Genomic DNA, 24,685 nt, shown 5'->3' with positions numbered 1-24,685 from the left:
AACGGCAAGCGCCCGTTCTCTTGCGTGCCTGTTTTGTCCCATAAGCCACTTTCGCGCCGCATCGCGATGCCGAGCCCATCGCCGCGGCATACAAAAACTCCCCGGTCCGAATGCTTACGCATCCAGAGCCGGGGAGCAAAGCGCGTGCAAACCGGCGTTTGCACGGCACGCCTACAGAACTAGATCTCCCAGGTGGCACCCATCAGCTTGGCGAACTCGCGGCAGATGGCAGTGTCGGCCGGCCATGCGGGAGCGGTGACCAGGTTGCGATCGACCACGGCCTCATCCATGCCCACCTCAACATAGGTGCCGCCCGCGTTGGTCACATCGGGGCCGACGGCGGGATAGGCGGTTGCCTTGTAGCCTTCGAGCACACCGGCAGCGGCCAGGACCTGCGGGCCGTGGCAGATGGCGGCGACGGGCTTGCCGGCGGCGAAGAACTCGCGGGTGATCTCGAGAACGCGGGGGTTCAGGCGAATGTACTCGGGGGCACGACCGCCCGTGATGAACAGGCCCTCGTAATCCTCAGTCTTCACCGCGTCGAAATCGGCGGTCAGCGCGAAGTTATGGCCGCGCAGCTCGGTGTAGGTCTGCTCGCCGAGGAAGTCATGGACGGCGGTGGCCACGGTCTCGCCAGCCTTCTTGTCGGGGCACACGGCGTCCACCTGATAGCCCAGCATAGACAGTGCCTGGAACGGGACCATGGTCTCGTAATCCTCGGTGAAATCGCCGCAGAACAGAAGAACCTTCTTGGACATATGCAACTCCTATCTTCGTCGCTTGTCCCAAGGCAAACGCCTCAGGTGTTTACCAAATTCTATCAGCGCCGCGCCCGAACCGCCGCTCGCCGCCGCCCACGTGCCGCATCCGGCGGCAGAAGGCGACAGGGACCCCGTCAGTCGTCAGGCCACGGCGCCCGCTATGCCAGCGCCCATGTAGCGGGCGTGACGATACTGCGCGACTCCTTAGCGGCACACCTTGCCAGGATTCAGGATGCCCTTGGGATCGAACACGCGCTTGATGCCGTCCATGAGCGCGATGGCGGTATCGCCCGCCGACTCGCGCAGATAACGCTTCTTGGCGTACCCGATTCCGTGTTCGCCCGATACCTGGCCGCCGAGCTCGGCGCACTTGGCATAGGCTGCATCCATGATCTTCTCCGTGCGCGCAAGGAAATCGTCGCGATCGACATCGTTGCCCACGCAGTAGATATGCAGGTTGCCGTCGCCCGCATGGCCGAACGAGCGGATGCGCACGCCGTTTTCCTCCCCTCGGTCATGCACGAATTCCAAGAACTCGGCGATGCTGTCCACAGGCACCACCACGTCCATCTCGTCGCACAGGTCGGCCTCGGACTCTATGACAGTCAGAAACGCGCTGCGAGCGGCCCACACGGCATCCTTCTCAGAGGGCGTGTCCACCACCAGCACGTCGAAGGCACCCGCCTCGTCGGCCACGCCCGCCAGAATCTCGGCGCGCTGGAAGATTTCATCTTCATCGTTACCGTCGAGCGTAACCAGGATATAGGCACCCGCCTCCTGGCCCTGCACCACCGTAGGAAACACGTGGTTGCCGGTGAAATCGGCCGAAGAATCCACGATGTCGCGCTCCATGAACTCAATCGACTGCGGGCTCAGACCGGCCAGCTTGATGGACGGCACCGAGCTGATGGCCGTCTTGATATCGGCGAAGGGAAGAATGAACGAGGTATCGGCCTGCGGATCGGGGATCAGTTTGAGGGTGAGTTCGCAGATGATGCCAAGCGTGCCCTCGGAGCCGATCATCAGATGCAGCAGACTGTAGCCGGAGCTCGTCTTGGTGACGGCGGGGCCGAGCTCGAGCACCTCGCCGCTGGGAAGCACCACGGTCATGGCCAGCACGTAATCGCGCGTAGTGCCGTACTTCACGGCACGCATGCCGCCGGCGTTGGTGCTCACGTTGCCGCCCACCGAAGCGGTCTTCTCGCCGGGATCGGGCGGATACATGAAACCGTGTTTTGTAGCGTCTTCCGCCAGATCGCACAGGCGCACGCCGGGCTGCACGCGCACGGTAAAGTTGCGCTCGTCGTATTCGAGAATCTTATCCATGCGCATGGTGCACAACACCAGGCCGCCATCCCGTGCGACGCACCCGCCTACCAGGCCCGTTCCGGCGCCGCGCACCGTGACGGGGATGCAGTTATCGTTGCACAGCTTCATGATGGCCGCGACCTCTTCGGTGGAGGCGGGCAGGCACACCGCGTCGGGCGTATGCGTGCCGTAGATGGGCATCTCATCGCGCGTGTAATCCTCGCCGATGTTCTCGCCGGTAAGGCAATTGTCCTCGCCGACGATGGCGATAAGCTGCTCGATCAGCTCGGGTGTCAGTTCGCGAAATTCAAACATGGGAATCTCCTGGCGAATCAGTTTGGACATACAGGCTTATAGTACGCCAGCGACGCAAAACCCCATGCCGCTCGCCGGTCAAATTCGGCCGATGGCATGATGGGGAAGCGAAATGCCGCAGCCGTTTGCCGGTTCTTGCGCCGGTTCTTAAAAGCATCCGGCTAATACCATGCAGAAAATCCTGGAAACGACTTTCACGCGGAAAACCTGAAGCGGGTTTTGCTTTCGCCCGCTAGAACAAGCAGCGCTCAATCACGTCTTTGCCGCGAAGCGTTTCCACCCATTCCTTGGGAATGCCTTCCATGCCGTACACGATTCCCGCCAAAGCCCCTGCGACGCATGCCGTGGTGTCAGTGTCGCTTCCAAGGTTCACCGCCGCAAGCACGCATTCGGCGTAGCTCTCAGTGTTAGCAAGACACCAGAGCGATGCCCCCAACGTATGGAGCACGTAACCGCTCGATTCAACATCCTCACGCTTCCATGCGTAGACATCGGAAAGATTCGCCAGCAGAGGATCGGCCTCATCGACGAATGCGTCATAGATCGCATCCGTCGCCTCTTTGCGCGCCATCAGGTCGCGGGCGATGCGCACGAATACGACGCACGAACGCTTCGAGAGAGCATGGGCATGCGTGATGGCGGAAACGCCTTCGATATCCTCGTCGGACGCACGCGCGAACGCCAGCGGGATGATGCGCATGAGCGACCCGTTGCCGTTGGAGCGCTCGCCCTTGCACCCCTCCCCCTCGGCAAGCGCCGTGGACACGGTATTTCCCACATCGAACACCACGCCGTCCGGCGTGTAGCTGCCCCGATAGAGCCAATCTCCGAATCGCTTGCGCATATCATCGCAGTCTATGCCGCCGCGTTTCGCGCGAATGCTGTCGCAGGTGGCAAGCAGCATCGACGTATCGTCAGAAAACGTGCCTGCCGGCCTATTGTGCGAGCCGTGCCCCACCATGTCGACGCACTCGAAGGTATCACGCACCCGGAATTCAAAGGGCACGCCCAGTGCATCGCCGACGGCAGCGCCGTATACGGCAGCACGAAGATTGGACTTCGATGCGGGATTCGAACGATTCATAAGCGCACCTTTCAAAAGAGCCGTACTGAATCAACCTATGCTTGCTTGCCCATGATACTCCGGGATTTTTTCTTGCATGTCCCAGAAACAGCCCATGGCAGATGGACGATGCCGATAGTATCGTACGCAAGTTCGCAAATCATTCAAGAAACCGGCCGACACGCCATGCCCGGGCGCCTCGGACGCAGCAAGGAGCCTCCATGAGCCAAGAGCAAACCTCCACCTCGAAGAGCGCGGCGCTTGCCGGCATCGAAGGCGAATGGATAGCGGATATCCTGCGCGTCTGGGACGAAGAGAACCGCGCGTGGAACATTCACGCGCCCATCACCATCCGTATGGAATCCGCCGATTTTATCGTGGGCATCGACGACGACGGGCAGCTTGGCTGGGCTGCAAGCGCACCGCAAGCGAACGATGAAGCCTCTCAGCATGAAGTGCGCCGCGAAGCGCCGCTCTCCCTCTATGCGGCAGACGAGGGCAAGAGATTCGTGACGCATGAGTTCATCAGGTTTCCCGCGCTGTCCGAAGCGGTTGGTTCACAGGTCGACAAGGCTACGGCAAATCCAGAGCCCAGCATTTCAGGTCCCAGCACGCCAATGGCGAAGAGTCAATCTCTTGAACTGACACTCGACACGAAGGCCATTCTGAAAGTAAGCATCCTCGACGACGGCTCGCTCGTGGCGCGGCTTGCCCCGCAATGCACCTTGCCCGCCCCTCAAGATCCGCCGGAAGCGCCGTTCCTCACAGCTGGTCGATAAGCTTCTGAAGATACGCGCGGTATTCGTCGACCAGCCCCTGCGGTTCGGCTATCTTCACGGTGCCGCCTAAACCGGCGACCCACCCGAAGAACTGCTCGCTTTTGCGCACGATCACGAACGCCTGGACGCGGCCCGTCTGCGCATCGACAGGCCCCATCTGCACGGCGTCGCCGAAGCGATCGAACACGATATCCGCCTTGTCCGCCGCCACATCCAGCGCCACATTCACCGCATCGCCGCCGAAGCGCCCGAAGTTCTGGTACTCGGCATCGTCGAACGCGTGGCGCGTGATGCGCTCGTTGCGCGTCGCCGGCTCGTCGGTCACCTTGATCCGATGCATGCGGTCTATGCGATAGTCGGCGAACCCCTCATGGCTATCGCTGTACATGGTGACGTAGTAGAAGCCTCCCGCATACACCACCTTCACCGGCGTAAGAACGTAGGGATCGCCGTTGTGCTGAATTTGGCGCTTGCCGTCAGGGCCAAGCTTGAAATAGAGGAACGACACCTTGCGGCGCAGGCGCAGCGCCTCATGGATGATGTCCACGTTGCTGAATACCGAATCGTTCTTGGATTTCACGCGGCCTGCCACATGAATACGCTTGTCGAGCAGAGCGCGTTCGCGATCGCTCGCCAGGAGCTTGATGTTGCGCACCAGGACGTCGCACTGCCGCCGTGTAAGGAAGCGGCTCGATTCCACGGCGTCCACCATCAGCATGAGCTCCGAGATTGAGAAATCGCGTCGCGCGATGGCGTACTGCACGGGAGAGCGCTGGTAGGTGGCGATGTCGAACCCGAATTCGCGCAGCGTCTCGATGTCGCGATAGATGCTTTTGCGCTCCGCCTCGATGCCCTGAGCCTCAAGGCGCTCGATGATGTCGCGCATGGTGAGACCGCGCTCGGAATCGGTCTCGTCCTGCAGCATGCGCATGATGGCCAGCAGCTTGAGCTTCTGCTTGTTATTCGCAGCCATGACGCCCCCCTTCGGATTCACAAAAACTTTCTTGCCCACTGTACCACAAAAGGGACATTCGAATCTGAAAAGAAGCGTATTCTGCAACCATCGAAAGCAATCCAAGGAATCGAGGAACCATGTACGAGCCGTCTCGCCGCATCGACGCATTCTTCATCGCCGGTTTCCAGCATTGGGACGGCGCGCTGGTCCTGAGCGAACTCAAGCCCGGCATGCAGATCGACCTTGTCGCCGAGCCTGAAAATCCGTACGACCCCGAAGCGGTCGCGCTGTTCCGCCAGAGCGTGAAACTGGGCTACGTGCCCGCAAGCCAGAACAGCCTGCTTTCGCTACTTGCCTTCTACGGCCACGGCAGCATCTTGGAGGCGCGCGTACTCCAGGTGAAGCCCGACGCCGATCCTTGGGAGCAAGTCCGCATCGGCGTGTTCGTCAAAGACGCACGCACCGAATAGCCCATCCCCAGACGCAAGAAAGGCGGATGGAGGGCGGCAGCCGGTCGTCCCTTTCTCTCCTTTCCTTTCCGGTTATCCTCTCCGGGTGCCCGCGCTTCGCATTCGCCTTTCTTGCATGTCAACCAAAGCCCTTAAGAATTCCTATTCACAACGTGGCCCCGAGCGACTTCCCTTGTGTCGCTCGGGGCCACCGTCTTACCGTTAAACATGCGCACAGCGCGAGGTTTTCCACCCGACTGCTAGAGATTCCCCGCCAGAAAGTCTTTCGTGATGCCAAAGTATTCGCGCAAGATGTTGTTGGGCAAGTAAAGCGGGTTGGACGGCGCGGCGATACCGCACGTATCGGTTAGCCCCTGCTTCTTCGCAAGGCTAACGCCGCGGAACACGTGGAAATTGTTGGTCACAACGCCAACCGAGGCATCCGGCGAATCCATGAGCGTCATGCTGTAGGCGATGTTCTGCTGCGTGTTCAGGGCGCGCGGTTCAAGGATGATGCGCGACTCGTCTATGCCGATATTCACCAGATAGTCGCGCATGCCCTCTGCTTCGGTGAACGGCTCGTTCGCCCCTTGCCCGCCCGTCACGATGCATTGGGTCTCGGGGTTCTCTCGCAGGTAATCGGCAGCGGCATCCAGCCGGTAGCGCAGCACGATGCTCGGCCCCTCCTCTTTGACCTGGGCGCCCAGCACGATAATGTAATCCAGCCCGGGCTTGCCCACCGCGTTGAAGCTGCCGGCAATGAACGCCGTTTCCACCGCGCACACAGCCACGACCGCAGCGAGCGCGACGGCGCCCGCCCACTTCGCCGCCGCGGGAACCCTCTCAATCCACTCGAAATGAATGCCGGCCGCAACCGCGAAGAACAGCGCCGCAATGCCAAACCACACGGCGAAAAACATCGTGCCCGAGCCAACGGCGAGGATGCAGAAACCGTACACGACGCACGCGATGCCGAGTATCGTCAAGATCAATTCCGCCATATCGCACTCCTCTTCACTCGCTTCTCAAATGGCGAACCTATCCCAGCACGTCTTCCGCGAATCCCACGTGGTAGTTCGCAAACGTCGCCTCGCCGCTTTCCTGCGTCGCATCCAAATCCACGTCGGCACGAATCATGAAATCACGGTCGTCGTCGGAATCCTTGAACGTTTGCGCCACGTGCCACACGTGCGCGCTTTCCTCGTCGGACTCATCGATGACCAGATAGGCCATCGAACGCGCGTCGCCGTCAAGCATGATCTCCTCATGCTGCTCGTAGAACGCATCCAGAAGCTGTTGCCAGCGGCGCTCCGGATATCCCAGGTCGGCATCCAAATCGCCCAGATCTTCCAGCTTGCCCAGCGCCGCCAGCCTCACGCGACGGAACAGCGCGTTGCGCACCAGCACGGTGAGTCCACGACGGTCGCGCACCACGGACTGAGCGGCATCGGGAGCGGCGGCGTTTTCGGCATCCTCCGAGCCGGCGTTTTCCCATTCGTCCACCAAGCTGGAGTCGATCGAGTGCACCACGAAATCCAGCCATGCGGTGATGTCCTCCAGGCGCTCATCGCGACGCGATTCGGGAATGGTGCGGTCCAACACGCGGAACGCATCCGACAGGTAGCGCAGAAGCAGCCCCTCCGAGCGCGCGATCTTGTAGCGGTTCACGTACGTCTTGAAGTCGGAGGCCGTCTCCACCATGTCGCGCAGAATAGACTTAGGGCTCGGCTCATAGTCGCGCGCCCACGGCACCGTTTCGCAGTATTTGCCAAAAGCGAACGTTATCACGTCCTCCAGGGGCTTCGGATACGTCACGTCGGCCAAGCGCTCCATGCGCTCCTCGTATTCGACGCCCTCGGCCTTCATCTCGGCCACGGCGCGCTCGCGAGCCGCACGCTCTTGGGCGCGCAGCACCTGACGCGGGTCTTCCAGCGTGGCCTCGACAAGCGAGATCACATCCAAGGCATAGTTGGGGTCCTCGGGTTCCAGCAGATCGAGCGCCGCCAGCAGGAACGGCGAAAGCGGCTGGTCAAGCGCAAAATCCTCAGGCAAATCAACCGTGTTGGCATACTCGACCGAACCGTCCTCCAACTCGTGGCGCTCCACCACGCCCGCATCGATGAGCGTGGAGAACACCTCCGAAGCGCGCTGAGTGAGCGCGACCTTCTGCTCGTCGGACTGCGATGAATCGGCGATGAGCTTTTGGGTGCGCGCCCACGCATCGCCGCCCTGCGATACTAGCGAGAGCACCATCGAATGCGTGATGCGCATGTGCGGCACAAGTGTCTCGGGCGGCGCCTCGCGCAGACGATCGAAAGTCTGCTCGCTCCAGTTGACGAACCCCTCCGGAGCCTTCTTTTTCTTGAGCTTGCGCAGCTTTTTCTCGTCGCCCGCGGCCTTGAGACGCGCCTTCTCGTTCTCGATTTCGTGTTCGGGCGCCTCGGCGATTACCAGGCCCTCGGTGTCGAAGCCCGAGCGCCCGGCGCGACCGGCAATCTGATGGAATTCGCGCGCTCGCAGGCGGCGCTGGCGCACGCCGTCGTACTTGGTGAGCGCCGTGAACAGCACCGTATGGATGGGCACGTTGATGCCCACGCCCAGCGTGTCGGTTCCACAGATTACCGGCAAGAGCCCCTGCTGAGCGAGCTTTTCCACCAGCAGGCGGTACCGTGGCAGCATGCCCGCGTGGTGCACGCCCACGCCGCATCCCAAAAGGCGTTGCAGGATTTTGCCGAATCCCGTGGTGAAGCGGGTGCCCTTGGCGGCGGCCTTCACCGCCTCGCGTTGCTCCTTGGTGGCCACGCCGTAGCTGGCGAGCGCCTGCGCGGTGGCGATGGCGGCGTCCTGCGAGAAATGCACAATGTAGATGGGCGCCTTACCCTCACGCAGCGCCAGCTCGACGGTAGATTCCACTGGCGTTTTCACGTATTCGAACGCGAGCGGCACGGGGCGCGGGGCATCCGCCACCACATCTACCGCGCGTCCGCTCTGACGCTCCAGCGACTGCGCGATCTGAGTCACGTCGCCCAACGTGGCGCTCATCAGCAAGAACTGCGTCTGGGGAAGCGTGAGCAGCGGCACCTGCCACGCCCAGCCGCGATCGGATTCACCATAGAAGTGGAACTCGTCCACCGCCACGCATCCGATATCGGCGTCCTCGCCTTCGCGCAGCGCCTGATTCGCCAGAATCTCCTGCGTACAGCAGATGACGGGGGCCTTGGTGTTGATGTGCACGTCGCCTGTGATCATGCCCACGTTCTCGCGACCGAGCAGGTTCACGAGATTGAAGAACTTCTCGCTGACCAGCGCTTTGATGGGGGCGGTGTAATACGACGTGCGCCCGGTGCACATAGCCATGAAGTGCATGCCCAGCGCCACCATGGATTTGCCCGACCCTGTGGGCGTGCCCAGAATCACGTGGTTGCCAGCTGCCAGATCCATGAGCGCGTCCTCCTGATGGGGCCACAGCTCAAGCCCCAGCCCCACCGTCCATTCGAGGAACTGCTCGAACGCCTCATCGGCCGTGCGCCAGGGCTCGGGCTCGCTTCCGTCCTCGGGCTCCCACCAGCTCGGCGCGAGCTTCCCCAGCGCGCCATAGGCGTTCGCGCCAGATTTCGCAATGATTTCGTCGCTTGTTTCGACCTCGACCTCGTGGTTCTGCACGGCATCCTGCTCTCTCTTGCAATCTCTGATCTGCCGTATTATATCCTGCAAAGCGACGACGAAAGGAGCCGTCATGAGAACGTTCATAGCGCTCGATTTGCCCGAGGATTTCGCGGATGAGACCGCCGCACTCGCCCGTGCGTTGCGCGACCACGTCGAGGGGCGTTTCATGAAGCCGGAGAGTTATCATCTGACGCTGGCGTTTTTGGGCGACATCGACGAACGCGACCTCCAGCTTGCCATCGCGGCAACCGAAGCTGCTTGTAACGATACCGCTCCCATCAGGCTCTCGTGCAGCGGATTGGGCACGTTCGGTCGCAAGAACGACGCCACGCTGTGGATGGGGCTCGCCGAAGCGCCCGAGCTCATGGCGCTCGCTTCCCGCATACGCGAACAGCTCGACGTCCGCGGCATCGCATTCGACAAGAAAGGGTTCAAGCCCCATATCACGCTCGCCCGTCGTGCCCGGCTCTCGCGCACCGCGCTGCCCGCCCTCCCCTTCCCGCATGACGACGAGGCCCTGCGCGTCACCGTGTACAAAAGCGAGCTCACCCCCGAAGGCGCCCGGTACAAGCCGCTGCATACGGTCACGATGTGACTCCGAGCGTCATCCACGATACGTTCCAGGCACCATCCACCTACGCTTTGACAGTCCCTTCGGACAGCGAGAACCGATTTCGTGGACGTTTTTGCGATTTTCCCGGCGAATACACGGCACTCCCCCTCGTTTTGCGCTCCCCGGTAAAGAAATCCGGCATACGATAATCGAGAGCATCTCCCATATCCCCAGGTCGTCAATGTTTTCGATGCAATACTGCTTCTCGGGCAACAGTTCAATACCTCTCTTCCAACCGGGAAAATCGAAATACCGTCCACGAAATCGCATTTATCTTGCACGCGCCCTTTATTTCGAGCATGACTCGCCCTAAACGACTACACTTGCGTCAGACTCCAAACAGAGTTGCGCCCCAGGCTAGCATGCAGCTTCGGGCACTTTACCGCTTTGAGAGCGATGACACACCGCGCATCATCCTTGCGTTTGGAGGATAACGGCACATCGCACATTGCATCGGTGCCCGAAAAACGACAGCACTTATTTCGCGAGAGGAGCAAAAAGCGTGACCGAATGGCTGGTGCGACACTTCGTCAAAGGGTACGAGGATGCGGAAGACCCCGCGGTGCGTACACGATACGGGCAGTTCGCGGGCATCGTTGGCATCATCTGCAATATCGCTCTGTGCCTGGGCAAGGGAGCCATCGGCCTGATTGCCGGTTCGGTGTCCATCATTGCCGATGCCTTGAACAACCTCTCCGACGCGGCGAGCAACGTGATCAGCCTGCTGGGCTTCAAGCTGGCAAGCAAGCCGGCCGACCCCGGCCACCCCTACGGTCACGGGCGCTACGAATACCTCTCCGGTCTTGCCGTTGCCGTGGTCATCGTGATCATCGGCGTGGAGCTCATCCAGACCTCGCTCGACAAGGTGCTCAACCCCATCGCCACCGAGTTCAGCCTGGCCGTGGTAGCCGTGCTGGTGCTCTCCATCCTGGTGAAGCTCTGGATGTCGGTGTTCAACCGCACCATTGGGCGCCGCATTTCGTCCACCACGCTCGAAGCCACCGCGGTGGATTCCCGCAACGACGTGATTTCCACGGGCGTCGTGCTGGTGTGCGCCATCATCTCGCACCTGACGGACGTCGACCTGGACGGCATCGTGGGCATCGCTGTGGGTGCGTTCATCGTGTACAGCGGCGCGTTGCTGGTGCGCGACACCGTGAACCCGCTGCTCGGTCAGGCACCCGACCCCGCACTGGTGAGCCACATCCAGAGCAAAATCCTGAGCTACCCCGGCGTGCTGGGCACGCACGACCTGATGGTGCACGACTACGGCCCGGGCCGCCAGTTCGCAAGCGCCCACGTGGAGATGGCCGCCGAGGCGGACCCCATGGAGAGCCACGACCTCATCGACAACATCGAACAGGATTTCAAGGAGAACGACGGACTCATCGTCACGCTGCACTACGACCCCATCGTGACCGACGACCCCGAGGTGAAAGACCTGCGCAACCAGATCAACGCCCTAGTGAAGACGATAGACGCGCGCCTCTCCATTCACGACCTGCGCACCGTGCCCGGCCCCACGCACACCAACGTGATCTTCGACTGCGTGAAACCGGCCGATTTCGACATGAGCGACGAGGAGCTGCGCGGACGCATCTCGACGCTTGTTTCCGCCGAACACCCGCAAGCCATCTGCAAAATCACCATCGACCAGAGTTACGTGAGCCCGGAGCAGTAATCGCGAGAAAACACCCGAGCCGCCTCCTAGCAAGCAAAATTCTCGTCAAACAGCGCAAGGCCTTCGCGCTTCGCCATGCGCGCGCCCTATACTTGGATGCGTTCCCATCCTAGCCAGGGAGGCGGCGCATGCAAGACATCGAACGTGACATGCGGGGCTCCATTCCTCGGTTCGTCCATCTGCTCTATGTTCCCACGCAAGAATGCAACCTGCGCTGTGGCTATTGTTACCTCGAGCACGACAGCGGTCCGGCAACGCGATCGTTCGCGAATCCCTCGGAAACGCTCGATGCCATCGTAACCAAACTTCGCGAGGCGAACGTAGTGCCCTTCACGCTCAGCCTGCACGGCGGCGAGGTCACCTGCCTGCCGCGCGAGGACTTCGCCAGCCTCGTCTCCTATATCGATGCGTATTACCGCGAGAACGGCCGGATTATCACGGAGGCGGGTTTCAAGGCGGGTAGGCCCCACATCAAAACGAATCTTTACGCCATCGACCGCCACATAGAAGCAATTGAGCGCTACAACGTATCGATGAGCGGAAGCCTTGACCTGCCTTTCTCGCTGCACGAACAATTCCGTCGCACCGCCGGCAATCAACCCACCCTGCAGCGCATCCTGGACAACCTGAAACTGCTGGAGGGCCTTCCCAACCGCAAGAAAGCGTCGGCAACAATCTTCCACGAGCATTTCGAGCGCATAGACGAGATTGTGAAAGACGTCCGCTACCTCCACGAGCACACCTGTCTGGACATGAATGACTTCAACTTCATGATTGGGTTCGCCGACGAACGCTGCCCCCTCACTCCGCTCACCCATGAAGAACAGGTGGCGTTTTACCGCCGCATGCATGAAGAATTCGACGGCACCGATCTGAATGACGGGGTGAACGGCGCATGGTTTGCCGAGTTTACTCCCGCCTATTGCACGGGATGCGATAACTGCGGCGATAAGTTTATGCTCGCCGATGCCTCGGGAGACGTATGGTCATGCGTACGCGGACAGGGGCACGAGGAATTCCATTACGGCAACCTGCTCAAAGACTCCGTCGAAGACGTTCTGCAAACGGCACGTACGAAGATTTTCGCCGCCCACAACGCTGCCCCCATCCCCGAGGAGTGCGTTGCATGCCCCTATTTGTACCTGTGCAAAACCGGATGCCCCTTCGTAAAACGCCTGTACAAAAGCGGCGCTTCCTACACCTGCAAGCTCCAGCAGGCAATCTACCATGACCACCCACACCTCTACCCGCCCAGCCGCAACCCGCGCTCTGACGCCTACCGATACGCAGCCGCGATGCGCCCCGCCCAAACGGCATCGCTCCTCACCATCGAGCGTCCCGCGCTCACCGACAGAATGCCCTCGTTGCGCGAGATTGTCGCACAGGACCCGGCGCTCGAAGGCGTGTTCGACGACGAGGCATTCCGCCTTGTCGCCGATGGCGCATCGTTCGCCATGAAATCCCAGGTGCTACGCCCCGAGCGTACGATTATCGCGCTCTCGAAGAACAGCGATGTCGCCCTGTATATCCGAAAGGACATCATGGAAGCAGCGTGCCGATGGCCCGTGAACAATGCGCTCTACCTCATGCTGCTTTCGGGCAACACCGTGACCTACGGCGACGAGGGGCGCACCAAGCAGCGCCACGTGGCAACCCACCAGGTATTTTTCGACACCCTGGCGTCGCGCCCGTCCGACGACCCCGACTGCTACCGCTTCGAGCTGGGGCCGCTGCTTGCCGCCTACTGGGATGAATTCTCGCGCGAACGCCCGAACAACCTGTTCGCCACCACCTCCGCACTGCGCGACAGGCATTACGCGAAACACCGCGACAACGCGTATTACCACATCCAAACCATTAATCTGCCGTTTCAAAACATTGAGTTCACCTGCGACGATGATAAGGACGACCCAGGGGAAGAAATCGACGCTTGCCCCGCTTACGGCGCCCGGCCACAGGTATAAGGAGGAGAGCATGGCATTCTTCAAACGACGCAAAACAATGAAGCGCTGCATGGCGCTGCAATCGTACGTGCACGGCATCAACAGCGACACCGCACGCAAAATGACGGATTTCTTGATGCAGAACAAACGCAACTATATCTGCACCAACCGTCAGTTCCTCATGTTCGTAACAGGAGCGGGGGCGGTAGCCCTCACCATGCCCATCTCCCCCATCCGCAACGATTTCGACTCCATCACCCTCACATGCGATTTCGCCCAAATCGTAAGCGCCCCGGGCGAGCAGCCCAAAACCTACCGTAGCGTGAGCAACACCACAACCGCAGGGAGCGATACGGCCACGTACGACGATGGCGAAGACAGCGGCGACTTTGGCCTGTACACAAACAATAACAATAACAACAATAATAATAACAACGGGTAGCGATGCGCCTCTTCCCGCGCGAGAGACCGATGCGTCCCGTTTTCGCGCAGCGCTGACGGGGCAGCTATCAGCTTCATTATGTTCTTGATCCCCGTTCAAATACCTTGGCCCCTTCGCCACCGTTTCATCCACGCGTTCGTGGAAAATAGCGACAGAGTAAAACTTTCTGACGAGCCCAGCGCACGAAAGGCGCGCTAAGCCGTATACTTTATTTTTTCGGCTAATGCCGACGGCAAACGACAAAAGGGGTCAATATGGGCGGATTTTTTGGCGCTACGTCAAAACGCGACGTGGTTCTGGACGTGTTCTTTGGCGTGGACTATCACTCCCACCTGGGCACGAAGAACGCAGGCATGGTGTTCTGCGGAGGAAACGGAACCTTCCAGCGCGAGATTCACTCCATCGAGAACACGCCGTTTCGCACTAAGTTCGAAGACGACCTGAACGGCTTCCACGGCAACGCGGGCATCGGCTGCATCAGCGACACCGACCCCCAGCCTCTGCTGGTGCGCTCGCATCTGGGCACCTTCGCCATCACCACGGTAAGCGCCATCAACAACGCCAATGAGCTGATTGACTCCTGCTTCGAGGGCGGCAAGCGCCAGTTCATGGCCATGGGATCAGGCAAGGTGAACGACACCGAGCTCATCGCCGCGCTGATCACGCAGAAGGACGATTTCGTCTCGGGCATCAAATACGCCCAGGATGCCATCGACGGATCGCTCACGCTGCTCATCATGACCGCCGAGGGCGACATTATTGCCGCACGCGACAAGATGGGCCGCTTGCCTGTGCTCATCGGCAAGAACGACGAGGGCCATTGCGTGGCGTTCGAGAGCTTCGCATACCACAAGCTGGGCTACGATGACGAATACGAGCTCGGCCCCGCGGAGATCGTGCGCGTGAAGCCCGACGGCTACGAGACCATCGCCCCCGCCGGCGACGACATGAAGATCTGCGCGTTCCTCTGGGTGTACTACGGCTACCCCAACTCCAATTACGAAGGCGTGAACGTCGAAGTCATGCGCTACCGTAACGGCGCCATCATGGCGCGCGACGAGGCGGAGGCCGGCACGCTTCCGCAGGTGGACTACGTGGCCGGCGTGCCCGACTCCGGCCTGCCTCATGGCATTGGCTACGCCACCGAATCCGGCCAGCCGTTCGGCCGCCCGTTCATCAAATACACACCCACCTGGCCGCGTTCGTTCATGCCCGCCAACCAGGAGGTGCGCAATCGCGTTGCCAAGATGAAGCAGATTCCCGTGCCCGAGCTCATCGACGGCAAAAAGCTGCTTTTGGTGGATGACTCCATCGTGCGCGGCACGCAGCTGCGCGAAACGGTGGATTTCCTCTATGACGCCGGCGCCAAAGAGGTGCACATGCGCTCCGCCTGCCCGCCCATCATGTTCAGCTGCAAGTACCTGAGCTTCTCGCGCGGCAAGTCGGACATGGACCTCATCGCGCGTCGCGTGATCGACGAGCTTGAAGGCGAAGAGGGCGTGAAGCATATCGACGAATACGCCGACAGCTCCACCGAGCGCGGCAAATGCCTGCTCAAAAGCATCTGCGAGCAGATGGGCTTCGACTCGCTCGGCTACCAGAGCCTTCCCGGCCTGCTCGAGGCCATAGGCATCGATCCCACGAAGGTGTGCACCTACTGCTGGGACGGCAAGGAGTAAAAGCCAACACGCGCGAAATACGTCATAGAGAAGGGCCCCACAGGGCCCTTCCTTTTTATCTTTATGTTGTTAGTTTCGTTACTCGCAGGGCGGCGGAACCCTTAGAACTCTGCGTTGCCCACGGTGCGGGGATGCGGGATGACGTCGCGGATGTTGCTCACGCCGGTCAGGTACATCACCAGGCGCTCGAAGCCCAGACCGAAGCCCGCATGCTTGCAGGTGCCGAAACGACGCAGATCGCAGTAGTACTTGTACTGCTCGGGATCCATCCCCAGCTCAGAGATGCGGCGTTCAAGGACGTCCAAGCGCTCCTCGCGCTGGCTGCCGCCCACGATCTCGCCGATGCCGGGCACCAGGCAGTCAGCCGCGGCAACCGTCTTGCCGTCATCGTTCAGGCGCATATAGAAGGCCTTGATCTCCACCGGGTAGTCGGTCACGAACGTAGGCTTCTTGAAGTGCTGCTCGGTGAGGTAGCGCTCATGCTCGGTCTGCAGATCGATGCCCCAGCTCACCGGGAACTCGAACTTCTGCCCCTTAGCGACCGCCGCCTCCAGAATCTCAATGGCCTCGGTATAGGTCACGCGCGCGAAATCGGAGCTCGCCACATGCGTGAGGCGATCGAGCAGGCCCTTGTCCACGAACTTATTGAGCATATTGAGCTCGTCGGGGCACTTTTCCATCACGTAGCGAATGACGAACTTGAGCATGTCCTCGGCGAGGTTCATATCGTCCTCGAGATCGGCGAAGGCAATCTCAGGCTCAATCATCCAGAACTCGGCCGCATGGCGCGCCGTATTGGAGTTCTCCGCGCGGAACGTGGGGCCAAACGTGTACACATCGCCGAACGCCATCGCAAAATTCTCGGCATTGAGCTGGCCCGATACAGTCAGGCTTGCCGGTTTGCCGAAGAAGTCCTGCGTGTAGTCCACGGTTCCGTCGTCGTTCTTCGGAACGTTCGCCAGGTCAAGCGTAGTCACGTGGAACATCTCGCCCGCGCCCTCGCAGTCGGACGTGGTGATGATGGGCGTGTTCACATACACGAAGCCGCGATCCTGGAAGAACGTGTGGATGGCGTGCGCCGCCACCGAGCGAATGCGGAACACCGCGCGGAACAGGTTAGTGCGCGGACGAAGGTGCTGCTGCGTGCGCAGGAACTCCGGCGTGGTGCGCTTCTTCTGCAGCGGATAGTCGCCCGCAGAGGCACCCGCCACCTCAATGGTCGCGGCGGTCAGCTCGAAGGGCTGCGGCGCATCGGGCGTAAGCTTGACCTCGCCCGTGCAAATGACGGCCGCACCGGCGACCTGGTGGGCGATTTCGTCATAATTCGCCAGCGTATCGCGGCTCATGACCACCTGCAGATCCTTAAAGCAGCTGCCGTCGTTGACGGTGACGAAGCCGAAATTCTTCATGTCGCGCACCGAGCGCACCCAACCGGCAACGGTAACAGTGGTGCCGCCCAGCGATTCGGCATCGGCAAAAAGCTGCGCAATCCTGGTTCTTTCCACGGAATGCTCCTTTTCTCGCGCGCCGCATCCGCATCTTGGGCGGCGCACCCAACGTCATCTTCGATACAGCGTGCCATGATACCGCAGCAGGCATACAACATGAAACCGAAATGCAGGCTCTCTGCTGCGGAATACCGTCGCGAGCTCGTTCGCGCGCTGCTCTTTATTCAGCGGGGTGGCCGCCCCTGCGCGAATCGGCACCAGCAACCGGGCGAATTATCACCTGCCCTCAGCGAATCGGCACCTGCCGCGCTGCCGAAAACGCCCCACGCACGTGCGAATGGGTCCCTTTTCGCCGCGAAACCCTCGCGAAGCATATACACTGAAAACGAATCGAACGAACCGCAAAGGAGATTACGCATGGCAATCGAGAAGGTTAAGGAATTCTTCCGCGCGCAGGGCATCGAGGATCGCGTTCTGGAGTTCGAAACGTCTAGCGCGACGGTGGAGCTGGCAGCGCAGGCGGTTGGATGCGAGCCGGAGCGCATCGCCAAGACGCTCTCGTTCCACGTAGGCGACCGCGTGGCGCTCATCGTGGCGGCGGGCGACGCACGCATCGACAACCCCAAGTTCAAGGCGCAGTTTGCCACCAAGGCGAAGATGCTCAAGGCCGACGAAGCCGAAGAGCTCATCGGGCATGCCGTGGGCGGCGTGTGCCCCTTTGCTGTCAACGATTGTTGCGACGTATACCTGGATGAAAGCCTGCGTCGTTTCGACGTGGTATATCCCGCCTGCGGCAGCGCCAACAGCGCCATCGGCCTGACGCTCGATGAGCTGGAACGCTACGCCGCACCCAAAGCCCGGATCGACGTGTGCAAGCTATCACGACAAACCAAGATCGAAAAACCGGCAGTGAGCTAATCCGAGCAGCAGAAAGACCTGGCTGAGCCTTCGTTTCCCACAGAAGGCTTAACTGTTTCCCTAATCGCACAGTCTAGAACCTGGGTGATGGATTGCTTACGCCGACCCGCAGGGACGCGCACCGATTGTCAACAGATAGCAGACCACCCTCGCAATCTTGGGCTAGCTATCGCCGCCCCGCTTCACTCGGAGCAGATAGGCGTAGAGGTTAAAATAGGACTACAGGCTCTACAGGTCCATGCCAATAGCGCCAGGGGCGGCGCTCTGATTCACGAGCAAGGCCTGTTCACAAGCTGCATCCACCCCAAGTAGACGGGTCGCGAAAGTCGGCCTTATGGCTATTGCCCTCGAAGACGTTCTCCCTAACCGGAAGGCTATAGGCTCGCCACTTGTCATGAACGAGTTTCGCGCTCTCCTCGACATTACGCCCCCCCTATCCGGACGGAGGAGGGTGTGCCGTGCCCGCAGACCACGGCCACCGACCCTCTCCGGGCGTCGACCCCGACCGCGATGCGGGTCTTCTACCGTAAGAGACCCCACTTGCGCGCCCGTCCGTAGCCCTTCGAGAGCCCGGCGTCGTTGACGCACATCTCGTCGACCACACCCTACCCCTGAGCGCGATGCGGTCCTGATAGCCGTCGATGACGGCGAAGAGCCGGCGGTGCCATTCCCGGGTCGGCCGACGGCAGATCCGGCGCATCTCGTCACATGCGTCGAGCGACACGGCGAACAGCGTCAGGCAAATGAAACCCAACCAGGTAGCTAGCGTTTTCTTACTGTTCTCGAGAACCGTACCGGTGAGCAAGGTGAGCTCGGCGCCGCGGCCAGAGCAGCACCAGAGTCTGGCATCAGGCGGCCCGAAACCGTCCCTCCGGGACGATGCTTCGCTATGCGACGGACAGGCGGACCGCGGACAGAAGAGCTCGCGGTCGGCAAGGTCGTCGACGAGCCTCGAATAGGGGTCCGCTTTTCTCATGGCGGAACATTCCCATCTGCCTAAACGTCACCCGGAGAAACCCTCATCAAACAAAGACCCAGGTGAGCGTTCGAACAGATTCTCTGTTTGACCGAGAAAAGTATGGCGCGGCATTTGTCGGAGCAAGCCACTCATCACTTAGGTTCTCAAATGCCAGACTTCCTAATAGAAATTCCGATGAAAGACCGGGCGAAGCTTAGCAACGCCACTTAACCGATTTAATCCGAGGCCGCGCAGTCTCGGCCTTGCGGCTCTGCTCGAATTATATAACTCTATTTTTCTCGATAGTTCTCTAATTTTCTCTCCTTTTGCTCTGGACATATCGCGATGGCTCGTCTATCCTGTTCTTGTCGATAGAAAGGAATTGGAATGGGTTCAATACCATCACTCTACTTGTCAAAGATAGCTTGGGAAATCATGAGAGTCTGCGAAGAATCACAGACCGCTATCCTATCGCCCCAATATCTTAGCACTCACTGCCCGAGCAACCCCTCCCCAAGCAACATAAGCAAGCAAATCAGTTCTCTTCGTTCGCTTGGCTTCGTCAATGCGCAAAATAGGCTTACCCCACAAGGAAAACGTTGGATTACCCCGGGGACTCGTCGTGATGCAATTAACGGTGCTCTCTCGTCGCTATACCCACCCAATATTCTCGAAAGATTCCGTAGGAGCGATTTACCCCCCGTTTCCACTGCATGGTTTGCCGAACAAACGGGAAAAAACGAAGGCGTTGCACAAAAAACTGTAACATCTATCCGCATCCTGCTTGAAATGGCAGAAGATGCGCCTCTCGCACCCCAGGACAACAATGCAGACAACATAACGAATGGTGGCGACCACTTACAGGAGGACATCGTGGAGCAAACTCCTTCAACCCCACCCCCATCCAGCATATCGAACGACTCATACAGACCAACGGTTCGCATCTCTCTAAACGAGAGCCGGGACCGCATAGAAAGAATCATTGCCATCGCCAAAGCAAATGAATTGTCAATAGAATTCTACTAATCCAAGCAACAATCAGAATACCCACATCAGCCCAGGGCTGCAACATGCTATAATATGGCCCTGGGCTGGTCGACATGACCCTGGTCCACCCTTCGGCGGGGATAATTCCCCGCCTTTTCTCTCCCTGGAGCAAGCTATGCGAGAACTTAGCATTTTCATCGACGAAAGTGGCGATTTTGGCCCCCTTGAAAGTCATGCGCCATTTTATCTCATTACTCTCGTGCTCCACGATCAGGCCAAAAACATAGAAGACAATATCATCTATTTGAAACAGCACATAGTTGAACGAGGCTTTCCCGCGGAGCACGCTATCCATTCTGCCCCGCTAGTCCGTCGAGAAGGAGATTATGAATCCCTTGACATGGTAGAACGAAAAAAGCTTTTTCGTGCATTGCATAATTTCATGAGAAAGAGCGACATTCTCTATCACACTTTCGTATTTAATAAAACAGACTTTTCGAGCCATGACGAAATGGTCTCTCAAATTGCACGAGAGATGGGGCATTATGTCAGAACGCACATTAATTTCTTTGAGCAATTTGGCCGAGTAATTATATATTATGATAATGGGCAAAAAGAAATATCAACAATCATCAACACCCTGTTCAATGCCCTCTTCGAAGTTGAGGTGCGCAAAGTCTCCCCATCCGATTACTGCCTCTTCCAAGCAGCCGACCTCATTTGCACCCTTGAATTAGCAGAAGCAAAACTTGCCACCATCGGATTAAGCAAGTCAGAAATAGAATTCTTCAATGGAGCACGCACGCTTAAGAAGAATTATCTGAATCCCATGCACAAAAAGCGCCTTTGATTGCTCCGCACCGACTCAGTCATCTAATTAGCGCGTCATATAGTACGCATACGCGTCGTCGCGCCAGTCGCCCTCTCCGAGCGTGGCGTAATCGACCACCTCTACTGCCCCGCCGTCATCAACTAGCAGCATGCTGCCGTCGCCGATAGGCGCGAGCATGCTCGTAAGCGAGAACGTATCGCATGTCCATACGATGGGGGTCACCGAATCGTCGCCCGCACGCACACCCTCGCGGCCGTTCGACGCGTGCCACATACGCATGCCAGACGAGTGGCGCGGCCACAGCTTCAACCACTCGCACGTGAACACCGGCGTATGCCCCACAATCTGGTTGACTCCCGGCAGGAAATCCATCGCCAGCTCGCGCTTATCGGCCCACAGAGGCCCCGCCACCTCAAACCCGCCGCGCGCGGCACCGCATGAATCCAGATCGCGCCAACGCGTGCGGTCGGAGAACATCTCGTTGAGCAGGCGCGCCGCATCGGCCGCCGAAGCGTGCGACGCGTCCCATGCGCCCAGGTCGAAATTATCATTCGCCCATGATGAGGTCACACCTGCGTGCGTGAGCAGGTAGCCGTTCGTCTCGGCGGCCATGACGATTCCCAATCCGTCCAGAATCGCGTGGACCTTCTCCATGATGCCCCACTGCGTGCCGGGGCCGTCCTCTTCCATGAGATAGCGCATGTCGTGGTTGCCCAGCACCACGTCTACCGTCATGCCTTGGTTGCGGCGCTCGCCGACCCAGCTCGCGAACGTGCGGAGGGATTCCAAGGCGAACGAATCGGAGGCACCCCAGTCATCGCAGTAGTCGCCCAGAAATGCGACGCGCCGTACATCATGAGCCGCAATAGCCGCATCGACACGCGGAAGAATCTGCTTTTGCTTGAGGTGGGTATCGCCTACGACCAGGGTTTTCATCGCGAAACTCCTCCTTGTTCCCATCGCCGGCCCATCTCGGCCTGACGAAGCCTTTTTCTTAGCACATTACGCTTCGGAAGGCGGCAGCGCACACATCGCACCATTTTGCGCGAAACGAGCGGCCAATAAGCACAGGCATAACTCGGAGGCGGCTCTACTACGCGCTGAAAAGGCTCCGAATCTGCATCCGAATCTGCAGCGCCGCAAGATGCCGAAACATCAACTCAACGGTCATCGCCCATCCGACAAAGAGCATCGACACCGCTTACTTGGGACGGCGCTCCTTGCCCGTGAACTCACGCACGTCCACACGAAAAACCGCCACGCGATCGACGGCCGCCTCCGCGAACTCGCACGGTGCTCCCGGAGCCGCATGCTCCATGATGAGCGCAAGGGCGCGCACCTTTTCCGCCGCATCCTCGATGGGACGAATGCGTCCCATTCCCATGATGCTCCGATATGCTCGCGAATATGCGCACGAATAATCGCCCTTGATGGTTCCGCCGTCGCAATCCATCTCGATGGCCACGTCGCACCCGCGTGAAAAACTCTCTGCCTTGCGCCCCTCGGCAGCCGAATGGATGTAGAGCGTGAGCCTGAGGCGCTCGTCAGGACCGTCAGGGCGATCCTCCCATTCATACCCGAAATTAACCGGCACGATGAACATGCCACTTTCGTCCACGGCGCCGATGCGCACCACATCGCACGCCTCCACGATCGCGCGCAAGGCCTCGAAATCCCTCACCTCGCGCTTCGCCAACCTCATCTGCCGCATAGCTCCTCCATCATGAACAAATATCAAGATATTCTGCGCACGTAACCGAACGCACCTTTGATTTGCAAAACGCCTTGGCATCTCGTGTCAAAATAAAGTCCACATCGTTGAGCTCGGCGCATGCACGAATAAGGCCATCTTCGAAATCAGGTTCGTTAGAGCGAATGGACACATCGCACTCCTCCGCTCCGAGCGGAGCAATAACGAGCAGGCTCATGAGCCAGGCAATTGCGGTGCGCGCATAAGATTCATCGTATTGCCTTTCCAATACATAGTATGCATCTTTTAAAGATGCCGATGCTACAAGGCCCATATCGCCCTCGCCGTTACATCTTCGCAAAACTTGGCATGCTTCGTCGGATTGAGGGCGTTCTTTGCATACGGCATCCAGCAAAACGTTGGTGTCGAACAGCAGCCTTCTGTCGTTGAAATTACGCATATCGACTCGCAATCATATCTTTCATCTGGTCATCAGTGAGCGTCGCAAGCCATGTAGCAGAGGGAAGAGACGCTCTGAACTCCATAAACCCTTCGAAGTTGTTTAATTCTGGCGCCGAACGCTCTTCCTGCGGAACCTCCCCCGTGCGAGCAATATGCTCCCATACCATTCGAATTACATCGGCCGTTGCCAACCCCGCCGCATGAATATAGCGATCAGCCTGCATCTTGATGCGTTCGTCCACCCTGCCCGACACCACCGCCGTTGCCATAATGCAGTCCTTTCGTTGTAAGACGTATACATGTATACAATTATATCAAATCATAGGGCATGCAGCGCTTTATGGCGTAGAAGATGAGCAGCAGCGGCACGGCCAGGGGGAAGTACGGCAGCGCCAAGCCCAGCACAATCAGGCGTAGCACGAAAAACGCCACGCGATGCCAGCCCGTGCGCTCGCGCGTCTCGCAGGTCATGCGAACGAACGACCCGCCTGGCGTTTGCCCCTTGCGCACAAATGGTACTACGCCCTCGACAACCACGAACAACACGCCCGACACCCAGAACATCCACGAGTCCTTGAATGCCTCCGAGTTCGCCAGCCACGCAAGTTCGGACACGCTCCACACCACGAACGAGATGATTGCGCATAGCACCATGGTTGCCACGCCTACAAGTGTCATATCCAGCCAGAATGCCACGAAACGACGCAGAAAGCTCGGAGATGCGGTGACCTCGTCCTCCTCCGCAAGCGCGCCCGGCGGCAGAACGCGAGCAAACCAAGAAGCCGCAAGCCACCCGACAATCGCGCCGGACGTATTCCAGATCAGGTCGTCCACGTCTGCCGTACGGAAGGAATATGAATAGATGCCGAACAGCCCTGTGCCCTGAGCGGCCTCGATAGCGAGCGACACCGCCAGCCCCAAAAGCGCCGACTTTACGAGTCCCATGCGCAAAAAGCGCCCCGCGATGAAGCCAAGCGGTACGAAAAACACCACATTGAACAGAATCTGCAGCACGGCGTGGATGCCATCTTTAGCGATATCTCCCACAAACGCAAGCGGATTCAGCTGCCATGGAATGCCGTAGGTGATACCCAGTCCCTCGTTACCCGAAGGCAGCGGGTAAAGCGTGAAGCAGCCCAGACCCAACATGTAGAGCACCGCCAGATACACCGTGACGACCGACGTCAACCTAAGTCGCCCGTCGCGATGGTAGAGATACGCCAGAATGGGCAGCGTGAGCGTGAACGAGAAGAACGGCCATGCGGCAAGCGCAACGGCGAAGTTCTCGCTGTATCCCCCGAGAAACGTTTCGATGCGCCCCATGCTCGTCTCCTCCTTCACTCCGATTCCGTCTACGTCCTACGGGCCCGACCCCTCCCCGTCCAATCGGGCGGGCAACATATCCCGTCCTTTTGACGTTAAAATCCGCGCATCCGAAAGATTTAAGCGTCAAAATGACGGGATTCCTTACGACGATCGAGCGCGAGCCGCGCTCGTCGCGAGCACCCACAGTCAGTATGCGCCCTGGAATCGCTCACAAGCGGCTTGCGGCCAAACCGTCATCCCAAGGTGACGTCGATGAAAGGTTCCCGTCAGGTTGGATTTGCGCGCCAAATCAGTGAAAACCCCTGTTCGTCCCAAGCGGTCTTTTGCTAGAAGTGCCGCCGATATCCAGCAAGGCAGAATGCGCCTCGCGAGCCCCACCGGCGCGAGCCGCATGCAGGATGAAACCAAGG

General features: G+C 59.4%; 22 protein-coding genes. 10 read left to right on the top strand and 12 right to left on the bottom strand.

Annotation, left to right across the window (positions count from 1 at the left end; translation table 11 throughout):
• Positions 1–179: 179 nt before the first annotated feature.
• The 3 genes from Q0J60_RS02330 to Q0J60_RS02320 all read right to left on the bottom strand — a co-directional run bounded on the left by Q0J60_RS02330 (position 180) and on the right by Q0J60_RS02320 (position 3,468).
• Positions 180–758, bottom strand: a complete 579-nt coding sequence (locus tag Q0J60_RS02330) for a DJ-1/PfpI family protein (RefSeq protein WP_294438619.1) — start codon at positions 756–758, stop codon at positions 180–182.
• A 207-nt stretch (positions 759–965) separates the two neighbouring features.
• Positions 966–2,384, bottom strand: a complete 1,419-nt coding sequence (locus Q0J60_RS02325) for an FAD-binding oxidoreductase (RefSeq protein WP_294438618.1) — start codon at positions 2,382–2,384, stop codon at positions 966–968.
• Positions 2,385–2,616: 232 nt separating this feature from the next.
• Complete coding sequence (locus Q0J60_RS02320) at positions 2,617–3,468, bottom strand: ADP-ribosylglycohydrolase family protein (RefSeq protein WP_294438617.1); 852 nt, start codon at positions 3,466–3,468, stop codon at positions 2,617–2,619.
• Positions 3,469–3,668: 200 nt separating this feature from the next.
• Between Q0J60_RS02320 and Q0J60_RS02315 the strand changes: the two genes are divergently transcribed.
• Complete coding sequence (locus Q0J60_RS02315; protein ID WP_294438616.1) at positions 3,669–4,226, top strand: hypothetical protein; 558 nt, start codon at positions 3,669–3,671, stop codon at positions 4,224–4,226.
• On the opposite strand, the gene Q0J60_RS02310 is transcribed toward Q0J60_RS02315, so the two are convergent.
• The gene (locus Q0J60_RS02310; protein WP_294438615.1) at positions 4,210–5,199 is read right to left on the bottom strand and encodes a YafY family protein; all 990 of its coding nucleotides are present in this window, start codon (positions 5,197–5,199) and stop codon (positions 4,210–4,212) included. The two genes, Q0J60_RS02315 and Q0J60_RS02310, sit on opposite strands and share 17 nt — an antisense overlap.
• A 119-nt stretch (positions 5,200–5,318) precedes the next feature.
• Here Q0J60_RS02310 and Q0J60_RS02305 point away from each other — a divergent pair, with 119 nt between their 5' ends.
• A complete protein-coding gene (locus Q0J60_RS02305; protein ID WP_294438614.1) occupies positions 5,319–5,651 on the top strand; it encodes an HIRAN domain-containing protein in 333 nt (110 codons plus the stop codon).
• 239 nt (positions 5,652–5,890) lie between these two features.
• On the opposite strand, the gene Q0J60_RS02300 is transcribed toward Q0J60_RS02305, so the two are convergent.
• Together Q0J60_RS02300 and Q0J60_RS02295 are read right to left on the bottom strand one after the other, a co-directional pair.
• Positions 5,891–6,631, bottom strand: coding sequence for a YdcF family protein (locus tag Q0J60_RS02300; RefSeq protein WP_294438613.1), 741 nt, complete (start codon positions 6,629–6,631; stop codon positions 5,891–5,893).
• A gap of 37 nt (positions 6,632–6,668) precedes the next feature.
• Positions 6,669–9,368 (bottom strand): RNA helicase, encoded by a 2,700-nt coding sequence (locus Q0J60_RS02295; RefSeq protein WP_294438612.1) that lies wholly within the window; start codon positions 9,366–9,368, stop codon positions 6,669–6,671.
• Here Q0J60_RS02295 and thpR point away from each other — a divergent pair.
• The 5 genes from thpR to Q0J60_RS02270 all read left to right on the top strand — a co-directional run bounded on the left by thpR (position 9,367) and on the right by Q0J60_RS02270 (position 15,654).
• Positions 9,367–9,891, top strand: a complete 525-nt coding sequence (gene thpR, locus Q0J60_RS02290; protein ID WP_294438611.1) for an RNA 2',3'-cyclic phosphodiesterase — start codon at positions 9,367–9,369, stop codon at positions 9,889–9,891. The genes Q0J60_RS02295 and thpR overlap by 2 nt on opposite strands.
• Positions 9,892–10,411: 520 nt before the next feature.
• Positions 10,412–11,590, top strand: coding sequence for a cation diffusion facilitator family transporter (locus tag Q0J60_RS02285; RefSeq protein ID WP_294438610.1), 1,179 nt, complete (start codon positions 10,412–10,414; stop codon positions 11,588–11,590).
• A 128-nt stretch (positions 11,591–11,718) separates the two neighbouring features.
• Complete coding sequence (locus tag Q0J60_RS02280) at positions 11,719–13,554, top strand: radical SAM/SPASM domain-containing protein (RefSeq protein WP_294438609.1); 1,836 nt, start codon at positions 11,719–11,721, stop codon at positions 13,552–13,554.
• A 10-nt stretch (positions 13,555–13,564) separates the two neighbouring features.
• A complete protein-coding gene (locus Q0J60_RS02275) occupies positions 13,565–13,975 on the top strand; it encodes a hypothetical protein (RefSeq protein ID WP_294438608.1) in 411 nt (136 codons plus the stop codon).
• A 254-nt stretch (positions 13,976–14,229) separates the two neighbouring features.
• Positions 14,230–15,654, top strand: a complete 1,425-nt coding sequence (locus tag Q0J60_RS02270; RefSeq protein WP_294438607.1) for an amidophosphoribosyltransferase — start codon at positions 14,230–14,232, stop codon at positions 15,652–15,654.
• Positions 15,655–15,755: 101 nt separating this feature from the next.
• On the opposite strand, the gene asnS is transcribed toward Q0J60_RS02270, so the two are convergent.
• Entirely contained in the window at positions 15,756–17,159 is a 1,404-nt protein-coding gene (gene asnS / locus Q0J60_RS02265) for an asparagine--tRNA ligase (protein WP_294438606.1), read from the bottom strand.
• A 360-nt stretch (positions 17,160–17,519) separates the two neighbouring features.
• Between asnS and Q0J60_RS02260 the strand changes: the two genes are divergently transcribed.
• The 3 genes from Q0J60_RS02260 (at position 17,520) to Q0J60_RS02250 (ending at position 20,815) form a co-directional block, all read left to right on the top strand.
• Entirely contained in the window at positions 17,520–18,020 is a 501-nt protein-coding gene (locus tag Q0J60_RS02260; RefSeq protein ID WP_294438605.1) for a YbaK/EbsC family protein, read from the top strand.
• 1,393 nt (positions 18,021–19,413) lie between these two features.
• Positions 19,414–20,004 carry a hypothetical protein gene (locus Q0J60_RS02255; RefSeq protein WP_294438604.1) on the top strand — a complete coding sequence of 197 codons (591 nt, stop codon included), beginning with the start codon at positions 19,414–19,416 and terminating at the stop codon, positions 20,002–20,004.
• A gap of 136 nt (positions 20,005–20,140) precedes the next feature.
• Complete coding sequence (locus tag Q0J60_RS02250; RefSeq protein ID WP_294438602.1) at positions 20,141–20,815, top strand: DUF3800 domain-containing protein; 675 nt, start codon at positions 20,141–20,143, stop codon at positions 20,813–20,815.
• A gap of 27 nt (positions 20,816–20,842) precedes the next feature.
• Here the strand turns inward: Q0J60_RS02250 and Q0J60_RS02245 are convergent, their stop codons facing one another.
• From Q0J60_RS02245 to Q0J60_RS02225, 5 genes are all read right to left on the bottom strand, one after another.
• Complete coding sequence (locus Q0J60_RS02245) at positions 20,843–21,733, bottom strand: metallophosphoesterase (RefSeq protein ID WP_294438601.1); 891 nt, start codon at positions 21,731–21,733, stop codon at positions 20,843–20,845.
• 265 nt (positions 21,734–21,998) lie between these two features.
• Complete coding sequence (locus tag Q0J60_RS02240) at positions 21,999–22,499, bottom strand: pyridoxamine 5'-phosphate oxidase family protein (RefSeq protein WP_294438600.1); 501 nt, start codon at positions 22,497–22,499, stop codon at positions 21,999–22,001.
• 19 nt (positions 22,500–22,518) lie between these two features.
• Positions 22,519–22,947 carry a PIN domain-containing protein gene (locus tag Q0J60_RS02235; protein ID WP_294438598.1) on the bottom strand — a complete coding sequence of 143 codons (429 nt, stop codon included), beginning with the start codon at positions 22,945–22,947 and terminating at the stop codon, positions 22,519–22,521.
• Positions 22,940–23,218 (bottom strand): type II toxin-antitoxin system RelB/DinJ family antitoxin, encoded by a 279-nt coding sequence (locus Q0J60_RS02230; RefSeq protein WP_294438597.1) that lies wholly within the window; start codon positions 23,216–23,218, stop codon positions 22,940–22,942. The genes Q0J60_RS02235 and Q0J60_RS02230 overlap by 8 nt, the downstream gene beginning before the upstream one ends.
• A gap of 40 nt (positions 23,219–23,258) precedes the next feature.
• Positions 23,259–24,272: a VanZ family protein gene (locus Q0J60_RS02225; RefSeq protein WP_294438596.1), complete on the bottom strand. Its 1,014-nt coding sequence runs from the start codon at positions 24,270–24,272 to the stop codon at positions 23,259–23,261.
• Positions 24,273–24,685 lie beyond the last annotated feature (413 nt).

The sequence above is a fragment of the uncultured Slackia sp. genome (assembly GCF_944321625.1).
Classification (GTDB): domain Bacteria; phylum Actinomycetota; class Coriobacteriia; order Coriobacteriales; family Eggerthellaceae; genus Slackia.
Note: the sequence above shows the minus strand (reverse complement) of the source record. Positions and strands in the feature narration are given on the sequence as shown.